Genomic DNA, 18,509 nt, shown 5'->3' with positions numbered 1-18,509 from the left:
TGGAGTCATCACAATGAAAGCCCTAGCTACCGCCCTCATGGTTACCGCAACGCTGGCGGGCATGTCCGCCGCCCACGCCGATGGCAAGACCCGCGAACAGGTCCGCCAGGAACTGCAGGCCGCCAAGGCCGCCGGCCAGGTCACGTTCGGCGAACAGGACTATCCGCCCGCCATTGCCCAGCAGACCGGCATGACGCGCGAGCAAGTGCAACAGGAACTGCAAAGCGCCAAGGTGGCCGGACAAGTCACCAGCGGCGAACTGGATTACCCGCCGCGCGCGGCCGCGCCGCAGACGGCCGGCAAGACCCGCGAGCAGGTGCGCGAAGAACTGGCCCAGGCCAAGGCGCGTGGCGAATACACGTTCGGCGAACTGGATTACCCGCCCAAGGGCCGTTGAGCGATTCCTCTGCCACGAGGCACTGAAACCCCTTGCAACCCAAGGGGTTTTTTGTCGCCGCGCGTTGTGGCGTTTTCGCCGCAGAAATGTGCGGCCAGTACAACAAGTGATGTCGGCATGGCGGCCGGCAACGTGCCGTTCCCGGTGCCATGCGGGCCCAATTGCGAGCAAGAATTCACATTTGATATCAAGACGTTAAAGCACCTTTCCGGGAGGCTCGACGGCGCGGGCGGCGGGCATTATCCCAACCATGGAAAGTTGTTCTTCGAAATCCGGATTACTTCAAATTGTTCCCGAGCCGAAACTAGATCCAGTGCAGACGCCGCTCGCTTTTTTTCGTAGCGGCACGCAGACCACGGCGGGCTTCGCCGCGCGGATGCGTCAATGCCTTTATCTCGCCATTTTGGGGACTTTTATGAAGAAGACGCTATTGGCAGTCGCGTTGCTGGCTGGCTTTGCCGGTGCCGCGCAAGCCGCTGACTCCGTGACGCTGTACGGCCTGATCGATGCCGGTGTCGGTTACGAGCAGGTGAAATTCAACGGCCATTCGCAAAGCCGCATCGCCGGGGTGCAGGGCGTGAGCAGCGGCTCGCGCTTTGGCCTGCGTGGTTCGGAAGACCTGGGTGACGGCCTGCGCGCCGTGTTCAACCTGGAAGGCGGCTTCGGCCCGATGAACGGCCAATCGCTGCAGAATGGCCGCCTCTGGGGCCGCCAGGCCACCGTCGGCCTGGACAGCGATTCGTGGGGCCGCCTCGAATTCGGTCGCCAGACCAACCTGGCCTCGAAATACCTCGGTTCGATCGACCCGTTCTCAATCAGCTACAACACCGCCAACCTGGGTACCACGTTCAGCAGCGCCAACACCATGCGCCTGGACAACATGGTGCTGTACCAGACCCCCAGCATGGACGGTTTCAAGGTGGGCGTGGGCTATTCGTTCAGCGCCGATGACAGCGTCACCGACGACAAGCAGAAGGGTTTTGCCACCGGCAACAACAACCGCGTCCTGACCGCGGGCGTGCAGTACCTGAACGGCCCGTTGAACCTGGCGGCCGCCTATGACCGCTTCAATCCGTCCAACGATACCAAGGGTGGCAAGTCCAGCTCGCGCATCCAGGAATACATCATCGGCGGCACCTACGACTTCGAGGTGGTGAAGGTGGCGGCGGCGTTCAGCCAGACCCGCGACGGCTGGTTCATCGGCCAGAACATGGGCACGACGCCGGACGGCATGCAGAAGCTGGGCACGTTCAAGCTGGCCGACGGCTTCCGTGCCAATTCCTACATGATCGGCGCCACCGTGCCGCTGGGCCGCCACGCCGTCTTCGGCTCCTGGCAGCGCGCCACGCCGAACAACGACAAGCTGACCGGCGACGACGCGACCTTCAACGTCTACAGCCTGGGTTACACGTACGACTTCACCAAGCGCACCAATCTGTACGCGTACGCCTCCTACGGCGACAACTACGCGTTCCAGCATGATGCGCGTGACACCGCCTTCGCGGTGGGCGTGCGTCACCGTTTCTAAGCGAGGGCGCCGGCCTGGCTGCACCTTGCTGAATGCGCGGCACATCTCCGTGAGCCGCCGAGTGACAGCGAACCCCCCCTTCAGGTTGCAGCCGGGCGGGTCTTGAGCAAAGAAGGGCAGGGCCTCCGTATGGAGGCCCTCTCGCTTTTAGCGAACGGAATTACAGGAACAGCTTGTAGGCCGGGTTGTCGGTTTCATTCCAGTGCGGATAGCCGAGGTCGGCCACGAAGTGGCGGAACTGCTTCTTGTCGGCCGGCGGCACCTGGATGCCGATCAGGATGCGGCCGTAGTCGGCGCCCTGGTTGCGGTAGTGGAACAGGCTGATGTTCCATTCCGGGTTCATGGCGTTCAGGAAACGCATCAGCGCACCCGGGCGTTCCGGGAACTCGAAGCGGTAGAGCAGTTCGTCGCGCGCCTGCGCCGAGCGCCCGCCGACCATGTGGCGCAAGTGGGTCTTGGCCATTTCGTCGTGGGTCAGGTCGAGCGTGTCGAAGCCGTGGCGGCGGAAGTGGTTGGCGATCTTTGCCGGCTCGGCCGGCGACGACACTTGCAGGCCGACGAACACGTGGGCTCGGTCCGAATCGGAAATGCGGTAGTTGAATTCGGTCACGCTGCGCTCGCCGACCAGTTCGCAGAAGCGGCGGAAGCTGCCGCGCTGCTCCGGCATGGTGACGGCGAAGACGGCCTCGCGCATTTCGCCGACCTCGGCGCGTTCTGCCACGAAGCGCAGGCGGTCGAAGTTCATGTTGGCGCCGCAGGCGATGGCGACCAGCGTCTTGTCCTTGAGCTTGTGTTCGGCGGCATACTGCTTGGCGCCGGCCACGGCCATGGCGCCGGCCGGTTCCAGCACGCTGCGGGTGTCCTGGAACACGTCCTTGATGGCGGCGCAGATCGAATCGGTGTCGACCACCACGAAGTCATCCACGTACTTGCGGGTGAGCCTGAAGGTTTCGGCGCCCACCAGTTTGACGGCGGTGCCGTCGGAGAACAGCCCGACGTCGTTCAACTGCACGCGGCGGCCGGCGCGCACGCTGCGCAGCATGGCGTCGGAATCCTCGGTCTGCACGCCGATGATCTTGATCTCGGGGCGCAACTGCTTGATGTAGGCGGCCACGCCGGCAATCAGGCCGCCGCCGCCGATGGCCACGAAGATGGCGTCGATCGGGCCAGGGTGCTGGCGCAGGATCTCCATGCCGACCGTGCCCTGGCCGGCGATCACGTCGGGATCGTCGAAGGGGTGCACGAAGGTCAGTTTCTCTTTCTTTTCCAGCGTTTGCGCGTGGGCGTAGGCGTCGGAGAAGCTTTCGCCGGCCAGCACCACTTCGCCGCCCAGGCGGCGCACCGCGTCGATCTTGACCTGCGGGCTGGTGGTGGGCATGACGATGACCGCGCGGCAGCCGAGCCGGGAGGCGGCCAGCGCCACGCCCTGGGCGTGGTTGCCGGCCGAGGCCGCGATCACGCCGCGGTTGCGCGCCGCCGGGGTCAGGTTGGCCATCTTGTTGTAAGCCCCGCGCAGCTTGAAGCTGAAGACGGCCTGGGTGTCCTCGCGCTTGAGCAGGATCGTGTTCGCCATGCGCTGCGACAACAGCGGCGCGGCTTCGAGCGGCGATTCGACCGCGACGTCGTAGACCTTGGAGGTCAGGATGCGTTTCAGATAATCGGTGGACATGGACTGCGCGTGGATAGGGGCGGAAAAGTGGACGGCGCGGGCTGGTGAGCCGCGCGCGCCATGGTGTGAGCGCGATTATTGCAGGGAATCCCCCGGCACCCGACGGATTTCCGGCGCTTTTGCCACGCATCGGACGGCCGTGGCGTGGCACGGGGCCGCGCGCGGCTACACTCGTTGGCATCATGGAAGAAAGTCTTCTCGCCGCCGTCCACTGGCTGCTTGGCCTGCTGGCTCTGCCTTCGGTGGGCCTGTCCGCCATCTTCGCCGTGTCGCTGATCTCGGCCACCCTGTTGCCGCTGGGCTCGGAGCCCGCGGTGTTCGGCTATTTAAAGCTGGCGCCCGACATGTTCTGGCCGGCCGTCCTGGTGGCGACCGCCGGCAATACCATCGGCGGCGCCATCAGCTACGCCATGGGCCTGGGCGCGGAAAAGGCCGTCGAGCGCTGGAAGGAGCGGCACCCCCACGCGCCCGCCGAGCGGCGCATGCGCGGCCGCTGGCACGAGCGGGCCCATGACTGGATCCACCGCATGGGGCCGCCGGCCCTGCTGCTGTCGTGGCTGCCGGCCGTGGGCGATCCGTTGTGCGCCGTGGCCGGCTGGCTGCGACTGCCGTTCTGGCCGTGCGTCGCCTATATGGCCATCGGCAAGTTCCTGCGCTATCTGGCCATGACGGCCAGCCTGCTGTGGCTGTTTCCCGGGCAGGTCTAGCGCTGACGCCCCGCTTAAATGGGGACGCAATAATGTGAAATTGCCCAGGTTTTGGACGCTTCCCTGGGGGTATTCGGGGGCAGTTCCGGCCAATGGCATAAAATAATTTTTTAAGGGCCCCCTCTTGCCGCCATGAACGCCCCACTCGCCAGCCACATCTTGAACGGGGCGACGCCGCCCACAGCACCCGCGCGACTGCGCGAAATTCCCTACAACTACACGTCGTTCTCCGATCGCGAGATCGTCGGCCGGCTGCTGGGCGATGACGCCTGGAGCCTGTTGACCGACCTGCGCGGCGAACGCCGCACCGGGCGCTCCGCCCGCATGCTGTACGAGGTGCTGGGCGACATCTGGGTGGTGCGCCGCAATCCGTACCTGCAGGACGACCTGCTGGACAACCCCAAGCGTCGCAAGCAGCTGATCGACGCACTGCACCATCGGCTGGGCGAGATCGACCGCCGCCGCGAACCCGGCGCGCCGGCCGAGGCCGGCCACGATCCGCATCGCGACGAAAAGGTGCTGGGCCTGCTGGGCCGGGCGCGTTCGGCCATCGCCGCCTTCGAGGGCGAGTTCGACCAGACCGCCATGCTGCGCAAGCAGGCGCAGAAGGTGCTGGGCCGCATCACCGCGCGCGATAACATCAAGTTCGACGGCCTGTCGCGCGTGTCGCACGTGACCGACGCCACCGACTGGCGCGTGGAATACCCGTTCGTGGTGCTGACGCCCGACTCGGAGGACGAGATCGCCGCGCTGGTCAGGGCCTGTATCGAGCTGGGCCTGACCATCGTGCCGCGCGGCGGCGGCACCGGCTATACCGGCGGCGCGATTCCGCTGACCTGGAAATCGGCCGTCATCAACACCGAGAAATTCGACAAGCTGGGCAAGGTCGAGTCCTGTATTTTGCCGGGGCTGACCGAGCCCGTGGCCGTCATCCATGCCGGCGCCGGCGTGGTGACCAAGCGCGTGTCGGAGGCGGCCGAGGCGGCCGGTTTCGTCTTCGCCGTGGACCCGACCTCGGCCGAGGCCTCGTGCGTGGGCGGCAACATCGCCATGAACGCCGGCGGCAAGAAAGCCGTGCTGTGGGGCACCGCGCTGGACAACCTGGCCTGGTGGCGCATGGTCGATCCGGACGGCAACTGGCTCGAAGTGACGCGCCTTGACCACAACATGGGCAAGATCCACGACGTCGACGTGGCCCGTTTCGAACTCAAGTGGTTCGACGGCCGCGGCAAGCCGGGCGAGCGCCTGCTCAAGACCGAGACGCTGGAGATCGCCGGCCGCGTGTTCCGCAAGGAAGGGCTGGGCAAGGACGTCACCGACAAGTTCCTGGCCGGCCTGCCCGGTATCCAGAAGGAAGGCTGCGACGGCCTGATCACGTCGGCGCGCTGGGTGCTGCACCGCATGCCCAAGCACACCCGCACGGTCTGCATGGAGTTCTTCGGCCAGGCGCGCGACGCGATTCCGTCGATCGTCGAGGTCAAGGGCTACCTGGACGGCGAGGGCCGCGCCCGCGGCGCCATCCTGGCCGGCCTGGAGCACCTGGACGAACGCTATCTGCGCGCGGTCGGCTACGCCACCAAGAGCAAGCGCGGTTCGCTGCCCAAGATGGTGCTGATCGGCGACATCGTCGGCGACGACGAAGATGCCGTGGCCGCGGCCGCCAGCGAAGTGGTGCGCCTGGCCAACACCCGCCATGGCGAGGGCTTCGTGGCGGTGAGCGCCGAGGCCCGCAAGAAGTTCTGGCTCGACCGTTCGCGCACCGCGGCCATCGCGCGCCACACCAACGCCTTCAAGATCAACGAAGACGTGGTGATCCCGCTGCCGCGCATGGGCGAGTACACCGACCATATCGAGCGCATCAACATCGAGCTGTCGACCCGCAACAAGCTGCGGCTGCTGGACGCGCTGGACGATTACCTCTGTACGCCGTTGCCCGTCGGCAAGGCCGAAGACGCCGCCGACGACGATGAAACCCGCGCCGAGGTGCTGGCCGAGCGCACCCGCCAGGCCATCGAGCTGCTGGCCGCGGCGCGCCAACGCTGGCAGTGGCTGCTGGACAACCTGGACCTGCCGCTGGCCGAGGCCATGCCGCAGCTGGACGGCCTGGGCATGTCGCATCTGCGCGCGACCCTGACCGAGCGCCTGGCGGCGCAGCCGCAGGCGCGCGTGTTCGACGTGGTGCAGGACCGCACCATCCGCGTGTCGTGGAAGACCGAAGTGCTGGCCGGCCTGCAGGCTGCCTTCTCGGGCGCGGCGCGCAAACCGATCCTGGACGAGCTGGTGGCGATCCATGGGCGCGTGCTCAAGAGCCGCGTGTTCGTGGCGCTGCACATGCACGCCGGCGACGGCAACGTGCACACCAACATCCCGGTCAACTCGGACGACTACGGCATGCTGCAGGAGGCCCACCAGGCCGTCGAGCGCATCATGCAGATCGCGCGCGACCTGGATGGCGTGATCTCGGGCGAGCACGGCATCGGCCTGACCAAGTACGAGTTCCTGACCGAAGCCGAGCTGGCGCCGTTCCAGGACTACAAACGCCGCGTCGATCCCAACGGCCACTTCAACGCCGGCAAGCTGATGCCGGGCGCCGACCTGCGCCACGCCTGGACGCCCAGCTTCAACCTGATGGGCCACGAGTCGCTCATCATGCAGCAGAGCGACATCGGCGCCATTTCGGATTCGATCAAGGATTGCCTGCGCTGCGGCAAGTGCAAACCGGTGTGCGCCACCCACGTGCCGCGCGCCAACCTGCTGTATTCGCCGCGCAACAAGATCCTGGCGACCTCGCTGCTGGTGGAGGCCTTCCTGTACGAAGAGCAGACCCGCCGCGGCGTCAGCCTGAAGCACTGGGAGGAATTCGAGGACGTGGCCGACCACTGCACCGTCTGCCACAAGTGCTACAACCCCTGTCCGGTCGATATCGACTTCGGCGACGTGTCGATGAACATGCGCGCCGTGCTGCGGCGCATGGGCCGCAAGTCGTTCAATCCGGGCACGGCCAGCGCTATGTTCTTCCTGAACGCCAAGGACCCGGCCACCATCAACGCCACCCGCAAGGCGATGGTGGGCGTAGGCTACAAGGTGCAGCGCGCCGCGCACGACCTGCTGTCGGGCCTGGTGAAGAAGCAGACCTCGGCGCCCCCGGCCACGGTCGGCAAGCCGCCGCTGCGCGAGCAGGTGGTGCACTTCGTCAACAAGAAGATGCCGGGCGGGCTGCCCAAGCAGGCCGCGCGCAAGCTGCTGGACATCGAGGACGCGAACTACGTGCCGATCATCCGCGACCCGAAGGCCACCACGGCCGACACGGAAGCGGTGTTCTACTTCCCGGGTTGCGGTTCGGAGCGGCTGTTCTCGCAGGTGGGCCTGGCCACGCAGGCAATGCTGTGGCATGCCGGCGTGCAGACCGTGCTGCCGCCGGGCTACCTGTGCTGCGGCTATCCGCAGCGCGGCAACGGCATGACCGACAAGGCCGAGCAGATCATCACCGACAACCGGGTGCTGTTCCACCGCGTCGCCAACACGCTCAACTACCTGGACATCAAGACCGTGGTGGTCAGCTGCGGCACCTGTTACGACCAACTGGCCGGCTACGAGTTCGACAAGATCTTCCCGGGCTGCCGCCTGATCGACATCCACGAGTACCTGCTGGAAAAGGGCATCAAGCTGGAAGGCGCCAAGGGCGTGCGCTACATGTATCACGACCCCTGCCACACGCCGATGAAGCTGCAGGACCCGATGAAGACCGTGCGCTCGCTGGTGGGCGAGGGCGCCGTCAAGAGCGATCGCTGTTGCGGCGAGTCTGGCACGCTGGCGGTCAGCCGGCCGGACATCTCGACGCAGGTGCGCTTCCGTAAGCAGGAAGAACTGCTCAAGGGCGATGCCGCGCTGCGCAGCGACGGTTTCACGGGCGACGTCAAAGTGCTGACCTCATGCCCGTCGTGCCTGCAGGGCCTGTCGCGCTACCAGGGCGACACCGGCATGGACGCCGACTACATCGTGGTCGAGATGGCGCGCCATATCCTGGGCGAAGGCTGGATGGAAGACTACGTGCGCCGCGCCAACGCCGGTGGCATCGAGCGCGTGCTGGTATAAGACGCCGCCGTTGTGGTGGCAGGACGCAACGCCCGGCGGTGACGCCGGGCGTTTTGCTTTGGGTCGGCCGGGGATAATTCCGGCGCCGATGGAAAGCTTGTGTTGCAATTTTATTGCAAATAACATTGCGTCTCAGTTGTAAATTGAGGCGAAGCATTTCCCATGCCTGTTTTCCCCCGTACTCCCCTCCTGGCCGCGCTCCTGGCGGCCACGGCCAGCCTACCGGCCCACGCCGCGCGCCAACCCATCGCCGAGGCCCCTTTGTCTGGCGAAACCGAGTTTCACTGCCGCTTCGGCCAGGACAACAGCACCGAGTGCCTAAGCACCTACCGCTACACCATCCTGACCCTGGCCGGACGCGACCTGGTTTCGCGCATCGACCGCAGCTATGCCGAAAACGACAGCCTGAAGGTCGAGCGCGCCGAATTGATCCAGCCCGGCGAGAAGCCGGTGCCGCTGCCGGCCACGCAGATCGATACGCGCATGGCGCCCAATCCGGATCAGGGCTTTCTGCGGCAGAAGCAGACGTCGCTGGCCTTTCCCAATCTGCGGGTGGGCAGCACCATCGTCTATACCCTGCGCGAACGCTTCGCCGCCGTGCCGTCGGCCACGCAATTTCACTACCTGCTCGACCTGCAACCGCGCGCCGTGCGCCAGGAGCGCTTCCGGGCCGAGTTCAGCGCCGATCGCCCGATGCGCTGGCGCGGCCAGGCCATGGATGACTACCGCGTCGAGGCAACGCCCGATGCCAAACACATCACGGTGGAGCTGAAGGCCCCGCCGTACTACTACGCCTACGTCAACGAGTCGGACCGCGGTTATCTGCGGCAGTCGCCACGCCTGGAAATCGGCAGTTCCGACGCGCTGCAGGATTACTTCGGGCCGTTCGCCAAGCGCTACAACGCGATCCTGGCGGCCGCGCTGCCGCCGAACGCCGCCGCGGCGGTCGCGGCGCAGCGCGGCCAGCCCGAGCCGCGGGCCGTGGCCGGCCTGATGCGCCATTTGCACGAACACTACCGCTACCTGGGCGACTGGCGCAGCAGCGAGCGTGGCCAGATTCCGTTCGCGCTCGACGAGATCGAGCGTCGTGGTTATGGCGATTGCAAGGATCTGGCCGTGCTGCTGGTGGCCATGCTGCGCGCGGCCGGCGTCGAGGCCGAACCCGCGCTGGTGAGGCGCGGCACCCTGGCGCCAGAGATCCTGCTGCCAGGGCTGGCGGCGCCCAACCACGCCATCGTGCGGGCCCGGGTGCAGGGCGCGACCTGGTGGCTGGATCCCACCAATCCGGTGTTCGTGCCAGGCTTCACCATGCCCGACATCCAGCAGCGCTGGGCGTTCGTCATGGATGACCAGGGCAATGTACGGCGCGAGGACATTCCGCTGGAAAGTCCGGGCGTCGGCGTCGCGGTGACGCGCAACGAGCAATTCGGCGAAGGCGGGCAAGCCCAGGTGCGCGCCTCGGTCGAGGTCGGGCGCATGGTGGCGGCGCAAGTCAGCGTCGGCGATCTGCAGAATGGCGCGACGGCGATGGATCAGGCCCTGTGCCGCGGCTTCGCCGCCGAGAACCGCGATTGCCAACTGCAACGCGCCGCCAGCGATTTCGTGGTGCCGACCGCTTATCGCATCGACGCCACGCTGGTGGACCTGCGGGCGCTGGAACGTGTGGGCGGGCAGTATCTGTACGCGCAATCGCACCTGGGCGATGAGTGGGAGTCTTTTGCGCGCTATCGCCAGACCGGCCAGTTGGCGGATATCTACCTGGGCACGCCTGAAACCGCATCCTACGACGTGACGCTGGCGGGCGGCCGGGTCGAGGCGCCGGCGCTGCATTGCCAGGTGCGATCGCCCTGGATCGACGTGGACCTGGACGGCAAGCCCGCCGCGTCGGGTTATCGATACCGGTATCGCAGCGTGCGCAAGGTGAGCTGGTTCAGCCACGACGATATCGTGTCCGAGGCGTTCGGCCAGGCCATCGAGCAGGGCCGCCAGTGCGTGGAGTCCCTGCGCCTGGCGGTCCGGCTGCCGGGCAAGTGACCGGCCTGGCGGCCAGCCGCCGCGGACGGCGCGGCCACCCAAGAAAAACGCGGCCCCTGGGGGGCCGAGTTTTTCTTGGGCGAGAGGCGCTCATTCGAGCTTGATGTTGGCCTTCTTGATCACGTCGGCCCAGGTGGCGCGTTCCTTGTCGGCATAGGCCTTGAAGTCCTGCGCCGACATCGGCATCGGGATGACGCCCATGTCCAGCATTTTCTGCGACACGGCCGGCGATTTCAGCGCGGCGTCGAGTTCGGCGGACAGCTTCTTGATCACCGGCTCGGGCAGGCCGCCGGGGGCGACCAGGCCTTGCCAGGCATAGGCGGTGAAGTCGGGCACGCCTTGTTCGGCCATGGTGGGCGCGTCGGGCAGCACGGCGACGCGCTCGGGCGTGGCCGCGGCCAGCACGCGCAGCTTGCCGGCCTTGACGTTCGGCAGGCCGGCGGCCAGGTCGATGAACATCACGTCCACCTGTCCGCCCAGCAGATCCTGGATGGCGGGCGCGGCGCCCTTGTAGGGCACGTGCAGCAGGTTGGCGCCGGTGCGTTGTTTGAACAGCTCCAGTGCCAAGTGGTGCGGCGAACCGGCGCCGGCCGAGGCGGCGGTCAGCTTGCCGGGTTCCTTCTTGGCGGCCTGGATGACGTCGTTGACCGTCTTGTAGGGCGAATTGACGTTCACCGCCAGCAACAGCGGGAACTTGGCGATGCCGCCGATGTACGTGAACTTGGACGGGTCGTAGGCCAGCTTGGCGTATAGCGTCGGGTTGTACGCCAGGGTGCCGGAGTCGGCCGTGCCAATGACGTAGCCAGTGGGTTCGGCCTGCGAGATCGCGGTGGCGCCGATGATGGTGGCGGCGCCGGGCCGGTTTTCGACCACGATGGTCTGGCCCAGCGGCTTTTCCATGCCGCTGGCGACGGTGCGCGCGACCACGTCGGCGCCGCCGCCGGCCGGGTAGGGCACGATCCAGCGGACGGGTTGGGTGGGCCAGGATTGGGCCGAGGCCGCGGTGGCGGCCAGCGACAGGGCGGCAAGCGCCAACAGGCGCCGGGCGTGCTTGTGCATGGGGAGTCTCCTCGTTTTTTTGCGACGCTATTATGCCCCGGGCTCCGGGCAATATGCGTGTGTTTCGAGGCCCCGATTCAGCGGCTTATTGCGGATCCGGGTAGCTGCGGGCGCCGAAGATGGCGGTACCGATGCGCACTTCGGTCGAGCCTTCCTCGATCGCCAGTTCGAAATCGCCGCTCATGCCCATAGACAGCCGCTCCAGCGATACGCCGGCGATGCCTGCCGAGCGCAATTGGTCGCGCAACTCGCGCAGGGCGCGGAAGCAGGCGCGCACCTCCTGCGGGTCGGGGGAGTTCACGGCCATGGTCATCAGACCCTGCACGCGCAGGGTGGGGAAGTCGGCCGCGATGCGGCGCAGGAAGGCCGCCACCTCGCCGGGCGCCATGCCGTACTTGCTGGGTTCGGAGGACGTCTTGACCTGCACCAGCACGTCGAGGGTACGACCCTCGTTGAGCAGGCGGCGGTGCAGCGCCTCGGCCAGGTCGAGGCGGTCGAGCGATTGCAGCTCGGTGGCGTCGCGCGCGGCGTCCTTGGCCTTGTTGGTCTGCAGGTGGCCGATCAGCACCCATTGCAGGCCTTGGCCGGCCAGGGCGGCTGCCTTCTGGCGCAGTTCCTGGGTCTTGTTCTCGCCGAAGCGGTTCAGGCCCAGCGCCATGGCCTCGCGGATGGCTGCGACCTCGAAGGTCTTGCTGACGGGCAGCAGGGTCACGCTGTCCGGCGCCCGGCCGGCGCGTTCGCAGGCCTGGGCGATGCGTTGCCGGATCCGGGCCAGGCGGGTGGCCATGGTGTCTACTTCGGTCATGCGGCTCTCTTGGGAACGGAATGTCCCATAGTGTAGGACGCGCGCGCACCGTTTCGCCACACTGGGCCGCGCGGCGCCCGGTCTTCGTTGACCCTGTCCGAAGCGCCGGCTTAGAATTTCAGGATATTTGTTTAGATTTCAATGTTCTAAGCCCGCCGGCGTGGTCCTCGCGGATCGCGCGGTCCCTTCCTTCCTCTCGTCGTTCCCCTCCGCCATGTCCAGCGCCGCGCCCGAGTACGCATTTGCCACGCCTTTCGTGAATCCCCCCGCTTCGCCGATCCGATCGCTCATGCCCTACGCGCTGCGTCCCGGCACGATTTCGCTGGCGGGCGGCTATCCGGCGCAGGAGCTGTTCGACGTGGATGGCCTGTCGATTGCTTCGACCCAAGTGCTGGCGCGCCTGGGCGCCTGCCTGCAGTATTCGAACATCGATGGCCAGGCCAGCCTGCGCCATGAACTGGCCCGCCTGTCGGCGGCGCGCGGCCTGCAGTGCAACGCGGATACCGAGCTGGCCGTCACCGGCGGTTCGCAGCAGGCGCTGGCGCTGTTGAGCCGGGTGATGCTGCAACCGGGCGACCACGCCATCATCGAATCGCCCGCCTTCCCCAATTCCGTGCAGGCGCTGCGCTACACCGGCGCCACCGTACACACCGTGGCGTCAGGCCCCGATGGCATCGACATCGACGCGCTCGACGAGCTGGCCACCCGCGTCAAGCCCAAGATCGTGTGCGTGGTGGCGTCGTTCTCCAATCCCTGTGGCGCCACCCTGTCGCGCCAGCGCCGCCTGCGGCTGCTGGAGCTGGCGGTCAAGCACCGTTTCCTGATTGTCGAGGACGATCCCTACAGCGAATTGCGCTTCGCCGGCGAGGCGGTGCCGCCCATCATGGCGCTGGCCGAGGGCGAGGCCCGCCACTGGGCCGTGTATCTGGCGAGCATGTCCAAGACCATGGCGCCGGCCCTGCGCATCGGCTGGCTGGTGGCGCCGGCCGAGATCCGCCGCCGCTGTGTCGGCGCCAAGGCCGCCGACGATATGGCCTCGTCCGCCTGGATCCAGGAGGTGGTGGCGCAGTACCTGGCCAATGGCCGCTACGAAGCGCACGTGCCGCGCATCCGCGCCGCCTACGGCCAGCGTTGCGACGCCATGGCCACGGCGCTGGCGCGCGAGCTGGACGGCCGCATCACCTTCAGCAAGCCCGAAGGCGGCATGTTCTTCTGGGCGCGGCTGACCGGCGAGGTCGACGCCACCCGCCTGCTGCCCTACGCCATCGAGCACGAGGTGGTCTACGTCCCGGGCAAGGCGTTCTACGCCGACCCGGCGCAGGCCGACCTGCACGCCATGCGCATGTCGTTCGCCACCATGAACGAAAGCCAGATCGCGCAGGGCATGGAGCGCCTGAGCCGGGCCCTGGACGCGTGCGAGGCCAACGAACCGGTGTCGATCTCGCTGGCGGCGTGATATACCCAAATAAGCGTTGGTTATTTGGTTCTGGCGCTTCATGCCGATAAGCTTCTCGCCTTGACGCGCCTGGCGCGTCCCGGATCAACAGGAAAACCAGTCATGAACATTGCAAAAGGATTGGCGGGCGCGGCGTTGCTGTTTGCCGCGGCACAAGGGGCGCAGGCAGCCACGCTGGACGTGGTGCGCCAGCGTGGCGCGGTCGCCTGCGGCACCACCACGGGCTTCGCGGGCTTTTCCGCGCCCGACGCGCAGGGCAAGTGGCAGGGGCTGGACGTGGATCTGTGCCGCGCCATCGCGGCGGCCGTGTTCGGCGACGCCAACAAGATCAAGGTGGTGCCGCTCAACTCGCAGCAGCGCTTTACCGCGCTGCAGTCCGGCGAAGTCGACGTGCTGACCCGCAACACCACCGTGACGCAGCAACGCGATACGGCGCTGGGCATCATCCACGCCGGCATCAACTTCTACGACGGCCAGGGCTTCCTGGTGCCCAAGTCGCTGGGCGTCAAGAGCGCCAAGGAGATCAACGGCGCGACCATCTGCCTGCAGACCGGCACCTCCAACGAGAACACGCTGGCCGATTGGGCGCGTGCCAACAACGTCACTTACAAGCCGGTGGTGATCGAGACTTTCAACGAAGTGGTCAATGCCTTTGCCGCGGGCCGCTGCGACGTGTTTTCGACCGACGCTTCGGGCCTGGCCTCGATCCGCATCTCCAAGTTGCAGAACCCCGATGACTACGTGGTGCTGCCCGAAATCATCTCGAAGGAGCCGCTGGGCCCGTTCGTGCGCCAGGGCGACGATGCCTGGCTGAATATCGTGCGCTGGTCGCTGTCGGCCATGATCGAAGCCGAGGAATACGGCGTGACCTCCAAGAACGTCGATGAGCAGGCCAAGAGCAACAACCCCAACATCAAGCGCATCCTGGGCGTGACGCCCGGCGGCGGCGCCAACCTGGGGCTGGATGAGAAGTGGGCCTACAACATCGTCAAGCAGGTCGGCAACTATGGCGAGAGCTTCGAGCGCAATGTTGGCCAGGGCAGCCCGCTGAAGATCAAGCGCGGCCTGAATGCGCAGTGGACGCAGGGCGGGTTGATGTACGCGCTGCCGATCCGCTGAGCGCGGCGTGAGCCGGCCCAGGGGCCGCAACCGTCAATGAAAAAACCGATGCCGCGCATCGGTTTTTTCATTTGGCGCCGATGGTTTCAGGGCCGCCTTGCCCGGATCGTCATCCGCGCCGGTAGACCTGCGCGACCCGCGTGAACGCCGCCCGCAGTTCGCGTGTGCCGCCCTGGAAGATCACGGGCCGGCCGCGATGCGTGAACACCACCAGCCGCTTGGAAAAGATCATCGGCACGAAGCGCGCCTCGCGCACATCTTCCCAGACGACCTCGCGGCGCGAGAACCAGGTCTGGCGCAGGCCGCGTTCGTCGATGGTGGTGATGGAGGTCTGCATGTGCCACGACACGAACAGCAGGCCGATGAAGCACAGGCCCACCACGATGGCCATCGAGCTGTCCAGCGGCTGGCCCGGGGCGCGGATGGCGCTGGTGACGACCTGCACGCCCAGCACGGCCAGGATGACCCAGGTCAGGATGCGCACCCAATCGGGCCAGGCCTGTCCCGACAGGGGCAGCGGGCCGATGGCGCGCAGCAGGGCGGCGTGCTCCTCGGGCGAGGGGGGCGTAGCGGGGGACGTCATGCGGCGGCGGAGTTCCGGTAGCGTTGCGAGAAGACGTGCGCCGGGTGGCCCCGGCGCTCACGCGAAACGCGCGCAGCCATTCTACGGGGTTTCCGTGTCAGGCGGCCCGCTTGGCGGCGATGGCGTTGCCGGCCCGGCTGGAGCCCTTGCGATTCAGGTTGGCCGACATCCATTGGCCGATGTCGACCACCGCGTCGAAATCCACGCCGGTGTCGATGTCCAGGCCGCGCAGCATGTACAGCACGTCTTCAGTGGCGACGTTGCCGGTCGCGCCCTTGGCGTAGGGGCAGCCGCCCAGGCCGGCCACCGAGGCGTGGAAGATCGAGATGCCGGTTTCCAGCGAGGCCAGGATGTTGGCCAGCGCCTGGCCATAGGTATCGTGGAAGTGGCCCGAGACGCGCGCCGGATCCACCACGCGGGTGACCGCGGCCATCACGTCGCGCACGCGCTGTGGCGTGCCCACGCCGATGGTGTCGGCCACGTCGATCTCGTCGACCTGCATGGCCAGGTAGCGCTGGGCCACGTCGACCACGGATTCGATCGGGACTTCACCCTGGTACGGACAGCCCAGCGCGCAGCTGATGCTGCCGCGCACACGGATGCCGGCCTCGCGGGCGGCTTGCACCACGGGCTCGAAGCGCGCGATGGATTCGGCGATGGAGCAGTTGATGTTCTTTTGCGAGAAGGCTTCGCTGGCCGCGCCGAAGATGACGATTTCGTCCGCGCGGGCCGCCAGCGCGCCCTCGAAGCCCTTCATGTTGGGCGTGAGCACCGAGTAGATCGTGCCGGGACGGCGCTGGATGCGCGCCATGACGTCGGCGCCGTCGGCCATCTGCGGCACCCATTTGGGCGACACGAACGAGGCCGCCTCGACGTTGGCAAAACCGGCGGCCGCGAGGCGGTCGATCAGTTCCACCTTGATGTCGGTGGGCACGAATTCCTTTTCATTCTGCAGGCCGTCGCGGGGCGACACCTCGACGATCTTGACGTGTGTGGGCAATGCCATGTCTCTTCCTGTATCGGTATCGGCGGGCGGCCGCGGCGGCGGCCCGGTGCCAGGGACAATATTAGCGCCAACGAATCCGGCCCCGCGCGCGGCCTGCCGGGCGGGCGTCGATGCGCCGGCCGCGCCCGCGCTGCGTCGCGGCGGGGCGGGCTACTTCAGGCGTTGGAAGCGGCCATCGTCCAGGCGCGCGACGCGCGCGGCCAGCTCGAGCTCGAGCAGTTGCGCCTGCAGCGTGGCCGTGTCCAGTCCGCAGCGTGCCTGCAGCGCGTCCAGGTGCAGGGGGTCGAAGCCCAGCGCGTCGAGCACCGGATGAGCCGGTGCCGCGTCTTCGGCCGGCGCCGGGGGGCGGCGGGCGCCTGGCTGCGGCCCGCCGCCCAGTTCGTCGGTGATGTCGGCGGCGGTTTCGACCAGCTTGGCGCCCTGGCGGATCAACGCATGGCAGCCGCGCGACAGCGGCGAATGGATCGAGCCGGGAATGGCGAATACCTCGCGCCCGCTTTCACCCGCCAGCCGCGCGGTGATCAGCGAGCCGCTCTGCCTGGCCGCCTCCACCACCAGTACGCCCCGCGCCAGCCCGGCCACGATGCGGTTGCGCTTGGGGAAGTGCTGCGGCAGGGCGCCCGTGCCCAGCGGCAGTTCCGACACCAGCGCGCCGTGCGCGGCGATGCGGTGCGCCAGGTCGCGGTGGCGCGCCGGATAGATGCGGTCGATGCCGGTGCCCATCACGGCGACGGTGCCGGCGCCATCAGGGCCGGCATCCAGCGCGCCCTCGTGGGCCGCGGCGTCGATGCCCAGGGCCAGGCCGCTGACCACGCGCCAGCCGTGGCCGGCCAGGTGGCGGGCGAAGGCGCGGGCGTTTTCCTGGCCGCCGGGCGTGGCGTTGCGCGCGCCCACCACCGCCAGCGCCGGCCCCTGCAGATAGGCCGGATCGCCGGTCACGTAGAGCAGGATGGGCGGGTCGGCGATGGTCAGCAGGTTTTGCGGGTAGTCCGGGTCGGACAGCGTCAGGATGTGGTGGCCGGGCGCCTCGACCCATTGCAGCGCGCTGTCGACCTGGGCCGCCATGTCGGCCGGCATGGGCGCGGCCAGTTGGCGTGCCAGCGAATCCGGCAGTTGGCGCGCCAGGGCGGTGGCGCGCTGGGCGTAGATCTGCTCGGGCAGCCCGAGGGCGCCCAGCAGCGTGCAGGCGGTGGCGGAACCGATACCCGGTTCCAGCGACAGGCGCAGCCAGGCGGACAATTCAGCGGCGGTGTGGGTGAGCGGCATGGGCAGGGGGCGCCGGGCGGGCCGGCGCGGCAAAGGCAAGGGGCGAGGCACGCGCAGGCGCGCCAGACGTCCGAGAGTGTCGCACGGCGGCCGGGCGGCGCCGCGCGGGGCGGATCGAATCGTCCCGGCCGGCGCCGGCCAAAACGGGGCCGGGCCGGGCTTGGATAATCCCCGGTTTAGCCGAAAACTATTAGAAATCAAGACTCTAATGAATTAAACTCTTAGCTGGACACCAATTACCGACGATCCCTTTTCAATGGCTTTACTCCCTATTCTTCGCTACCCGGATCCGCGCTTGCACAAAAAGGCCAAGCCGGTCGCCGAGGTCGATGACCGCATCCGCCAACTGGTGCGCGACATGGCCGAGACCATGTATGACGCGCCGGGCGTGGGCCTGGCCGCGACCCAGGTCGACGTGCACGAGCGCGTGGTCGTCATCGACGTTTCCGAAGAAAGCAACCAGTTGCTGGTCCTGATCAATCCCGAGATCACCTGGCGCAGCGACGATTACAAGATCTACGAGGAAGGCTGCCTGTCGGTTCCCGGCATCTACGACGAAGTCGAGCGCGCCTCGCGCATCCGCTGCAAGGCCCTGGACATCGATGGCAAGCCGTTCGAGTTCGACGCCGACGGCCTGCTGGCGGTGTGCGTGCAGCACGAGCTCGACCACCTCGAAGGCAAGGTGTTCGTCGAATACCTGTCCAACCTGAAGCAGAACCGCATCAAGACCAAGCTGAAAAAGGCCGAGCGCGAAGCGCTGCGCGCCTGACGCCCGTCTCCTTCTT

At 67.2% G+C, this 18,509-nt stretch carries 14 protein-coding genes; 8 read left to right on the top strand and 6 right to left on the bottom strand.

Annotated elements, in window-relative coordinates:
- Positions 1 to 13: 13 nt before the first annotated feature.
- On the top strand, positions 14 to 397 hold the full coding sequence (locus tag ACN6O8_RS17105; RefSeq protein ID WP_427992214.1) for a DUF4148 domain-containing protein: 384 nt from the start codon (positions 14 to 16) through the stop codon (positions 395 to 397).
- A gap of 415 nt (positions 398 to 812) precedes the next feature.
- Positions 813 to 1,925: a porin gene (locus ACN6O8_RS17100; RefSeq protein WP_427992213.1), complete on the top strand. Its 1,113-nt coding sequence runs from the start codon at positions 813 to 815 to the stop codon at positions 1,923 to 1,925.
- 160 nt (positions 1,926 to 2,085) lie between these two features.
- On the opposite strand, the gene ilvA is transcribed toward ACN6O8_RS17100, so the two are convergent.
- The gene (gene ilvA, locus ACN6O8_RS17095) at positions 2,086 to 3,594 is read right to left on the bottom strand and encodes a threonine ammonia-lyase, biosynthetic (RefSeq protein ID WP_427992212.1); all 1,509 of its coding nucleotides are present in this window, start codon (positions 3,592 to 3,594) and stop codon (positions 2,086 to 2,088) included.
- A gap of 182 nt (positions 3,595 to 3,776) precedes the next feature.
- Between ilvA and ACN6O8_RS17090 the strand changes: the two genes are divergently transcribed.
- From ACN6O8_RS17090 to ACN6O8_RS17080, 3 genes are all read left to right on the top strand, one after another.
- Positions 3,777 to 4,301, top strand: coding sequence for a YqaA family protein (locus ACN6O8_RS17090; RefSeq protein WP_427992211.1), 525 nt, complete (start codon positions 3,777 to 3,779; stop codon positions 4,299 to 4,301).
- Between the two features lie 132 nt (positions 4,302 to 4,433).
- Positions 4,434 to 8,396, top strand: coding sequence for a DUF3683 domain-containing protein (locus tag ACN6O8_RS17085; protein WP_427992210.1), 3,963 nt, complete (start codon positions 4,434 to 4,436; stop codon positions 8,394 to 8,396).
- Between the two features lie 162 nt (positions 8,397 to 8,558).
- Entirely contained in the window at positions 8,559 to 10,430 is a 1,872-nt protein-coding gene (locus ACN6O8_RS17080) for a DUF3857 domain-containing transglutaminase family protein (protein WP_427992209.1), read from the top strand.
- Between the two features lie 90 nt (positions 10,431 to 10,520).
- Here ACN6O8_RS17080 and ACN6O8_RS17075 read toward each other — a convergent pair whose 3' ends face one another.
- A complete protein-coding gene (locus tag ACN6O8_RS17075; RefSeq protein ID WP_427992208.1) occupies positions 10,521 to 11,489 on the bottom strand; it encodes a Bug family tripartite tricarboxylate transporter substrate binding protein in 969 nt (322 codons plus the stop codon).
- Positions 11,490 to 11,574: 85 nt separating this feature from the next.
- Positions 11,575 to 12,294, bottom strand: a complete 720-nt coding sequence (locus tag ACN6O8_RS17070; RefSeq protein WP_427992207.1) for a YggS family pyridoxal phosphate-dependent enzyme — start codon at positions 12,292 to 12,294, stop codon at positions 11,575 to 11,577.
- A gap of 214 nt (positions 12,295 to 12,508) precedes the next feature.
- Between ACN6O8_RS17070 and ACN6O8_RS17065 the strand changes: the two genes are divergently transcribed.
- Complete coding sequence (locus ACN6O8_RS17065; RefSeq protein WP_427992206.1) at positions 12,509 to 13,750, top strand: PLP-dependent aminotransferase family protein; 1,242 nt, start codon at positions 12,509 to 12,511, stop codon at positions 13,748 to 13,750.
- A gap of 102 nt (positions 13,751 to 13,852) precedes the next feature.
- The gene (locus ACN6O8_RS17060) at positions 13,853 to 14,869 is read left to right on the top strand and encodes an amino acid ABC transporter substrate-binding protein (protein ID WP_427992205.1); all 1,017 of its coding nucleotides are present in this window, start codon (positions 13,853 to 13,855) and stop codon (positions 14,867 to 14,869) included.
- A gap of 109 nt (positions 14,870 to 14,978) precedes the next feature.
- On the opposite strand, the gene ACN6O8_RS17055 is transcribed toward ACN6O8_RS17060, so the two are convergent.
- From ACN6O8_RS17055 to dprA, 3 genes are all read right to left on the bottom strand, one after another.
- Positions 14,979 to 15,452, bottom strand: a complete 474-nt coding sequence (locus tag ACN6O8_RS17055) for a hypothetical protein (RefSeq protein ID WP_427992204.1) — start codon at positions 15,450 to 15,452, stop codon at positions 14,979 to 14,981.
- 97 nt (positions 15,453 to 15,549) lie between these two features.
- Entirely contained in the window at positions 15,550 to 16,458 is a 909-nt protein-coding gene (locus tag ACN6O8_RS17050) for a hydroxymethylglutaryl-CoA lyase (protein WP_427992203.1), read from the bottom strand.
- 150 nt (positions 16,459 to 16,608) lie between these two features.
- Positions 16,609 to 17,724 carry a DNA-processing protein DprA gene (gene dprA, locus ACN6O8_RS17045; protein ID WP_427992202.1) on the bottom strand — a complete coding sequence of 372 codons (1,116 nt, stop codon included), beginning with the start codon at positions 17,722 to 17,724 and terminating at the stop codon, positions 16,609 to 16,611.
- A 256-nt stretch (positions 17,725 to 17,980) separates the two neighbouring features.
- Here dprA and def point away from each other — a divergent pair, with 256 nt between their 5' ends.
- A complete protein-coding gene (gene def, locus ACN6O8_RS17040) occupies positions 17,981 to 18,493 on the top strand; it encodes a peptide deformylase (RefSeq protein ID WP_006389914.1) in 513 nt (170 codons plus the stop codon).
- Positions 18,494 to 18,509: the final 16 nt, after the last annotated feature.

It is taken from the genome of Achromobacter sp. (genome assembly GCF_050285565.1).
In the GTDB taxonomy this organism is placed as follows: Bacteria; Pseudomonadota; Gammaproteobacteria; order Burkholderiales; family Burkholderiaceae_B; genus Achromobacter.
Note: the sequence above shows the minus strand (reverse complement) of the source record. Positions and strands in the feature narration are given on the sequence as shown.

Excerpts from the sequence above, each read along its gene's own strand:
- ilvA (WP_427992212.1), bottom strand. The coding sequence starts at position 3,594 with ATGTCCACCGATTATCTGAAACGCATCCTGACCTCCAAGGTCTACGAC.
- ACN6O8_RS17085 (WP_427992210.1), top strand. The coding sequence starts at position 4,434 with ATGAACGCCCCACTCGCCAGCCACATCTTGAACGGGGCGACGCCGCCC.
- ACN6O8_RS17050 (WP_427992203.1), bottom strand. The coding sequence starts at position 16,458 with ATGGCATTGCCCACACACGTCAAGATCGTCGAGGTGTCGCCCCGCGAC.
- ACN6O8_RS17090 (WP_427992211.1), top strand. The coding sequence starts at position 3,777 with ATGGAAGAAAGTCTTCTCGCCGCCGTCCACTGGCTGCTTGGCCTGCTG.
- ACN6O8_RS17055 (WP_427992204.1), bottom strand. The coding sequence starts at position 15,452 with ATGACGTCCCCCGCTACGCCCCCCTCGCCCGAGGAGCACGCCGCCCTG.
- ACN6O8_RS17100 (WP_427992213.1), top strand. The coding sequence starts at position 813 with ATGAAGAAGACGCTATTGGCAGTCGCGTTGCTGGCTGGCTTTGCCGGT.
- ACN6O8_RS17075 (WP_427992208.1), bottom strand. The coding sequence starts at position 11,489 with ATGCACAAGCACGCCCGGCGCCTGTTGGCGCTTGCCGCCCTGTCGCTG.
- dprA (WP_427992202.1), bottom strand. The coding sequence starts at position 17,724 with ATGCCGCTCACCCACACCGCCGCTGAATTGTCCGCCTGGCTGCGCCTG.
- ACN6O8_RS17105 (WP_427992214.1), top strand. The coding sequence starts at position 14 with ATGAAAGCCCTAGCTACCGCCCTCATGGTTACCGCAACGCTGGCGGGC.
- ACN6O8_RS17080 (WP_427992209.1), top strand. The coding sequence starts at position 8,559 with ATGCCTGTTTTCCCCCGTACTCCCCTCCTGGCCGCGCTCCTGGCGGCC.
- def (WP_006389914.1), top strand. The coding sequence starts at position 17,981 with ATGGCTTTACTCCCTATTCTTCGCTACCCGGATCCGCGCTTGCACAAA.
- ACN6O8_RS17070 (WP_427992207.1), bottom strand. The coding sequence starts at position 12,294 with ATGACCGAAGTAGACACCATGGCCACCCGCCTGGCCCGGATCCGGCAA.
- ACN6O8_RS17065 (WP_427992206.1), top strand. The coding sequence starts at position 12,509 with ATGTCCAGCGCCGCGCCCGAGTACGCATTTGCCACGCCTTTCGTGAAT.
- ACN6O8_RS17060 (WP_427992205.1), top strand. The coding sequence starts at position 13,853 with ATGAACATTGCAAAAGGATTGGCGGGCGCGGCGTTGCTGTTTGCCGCG.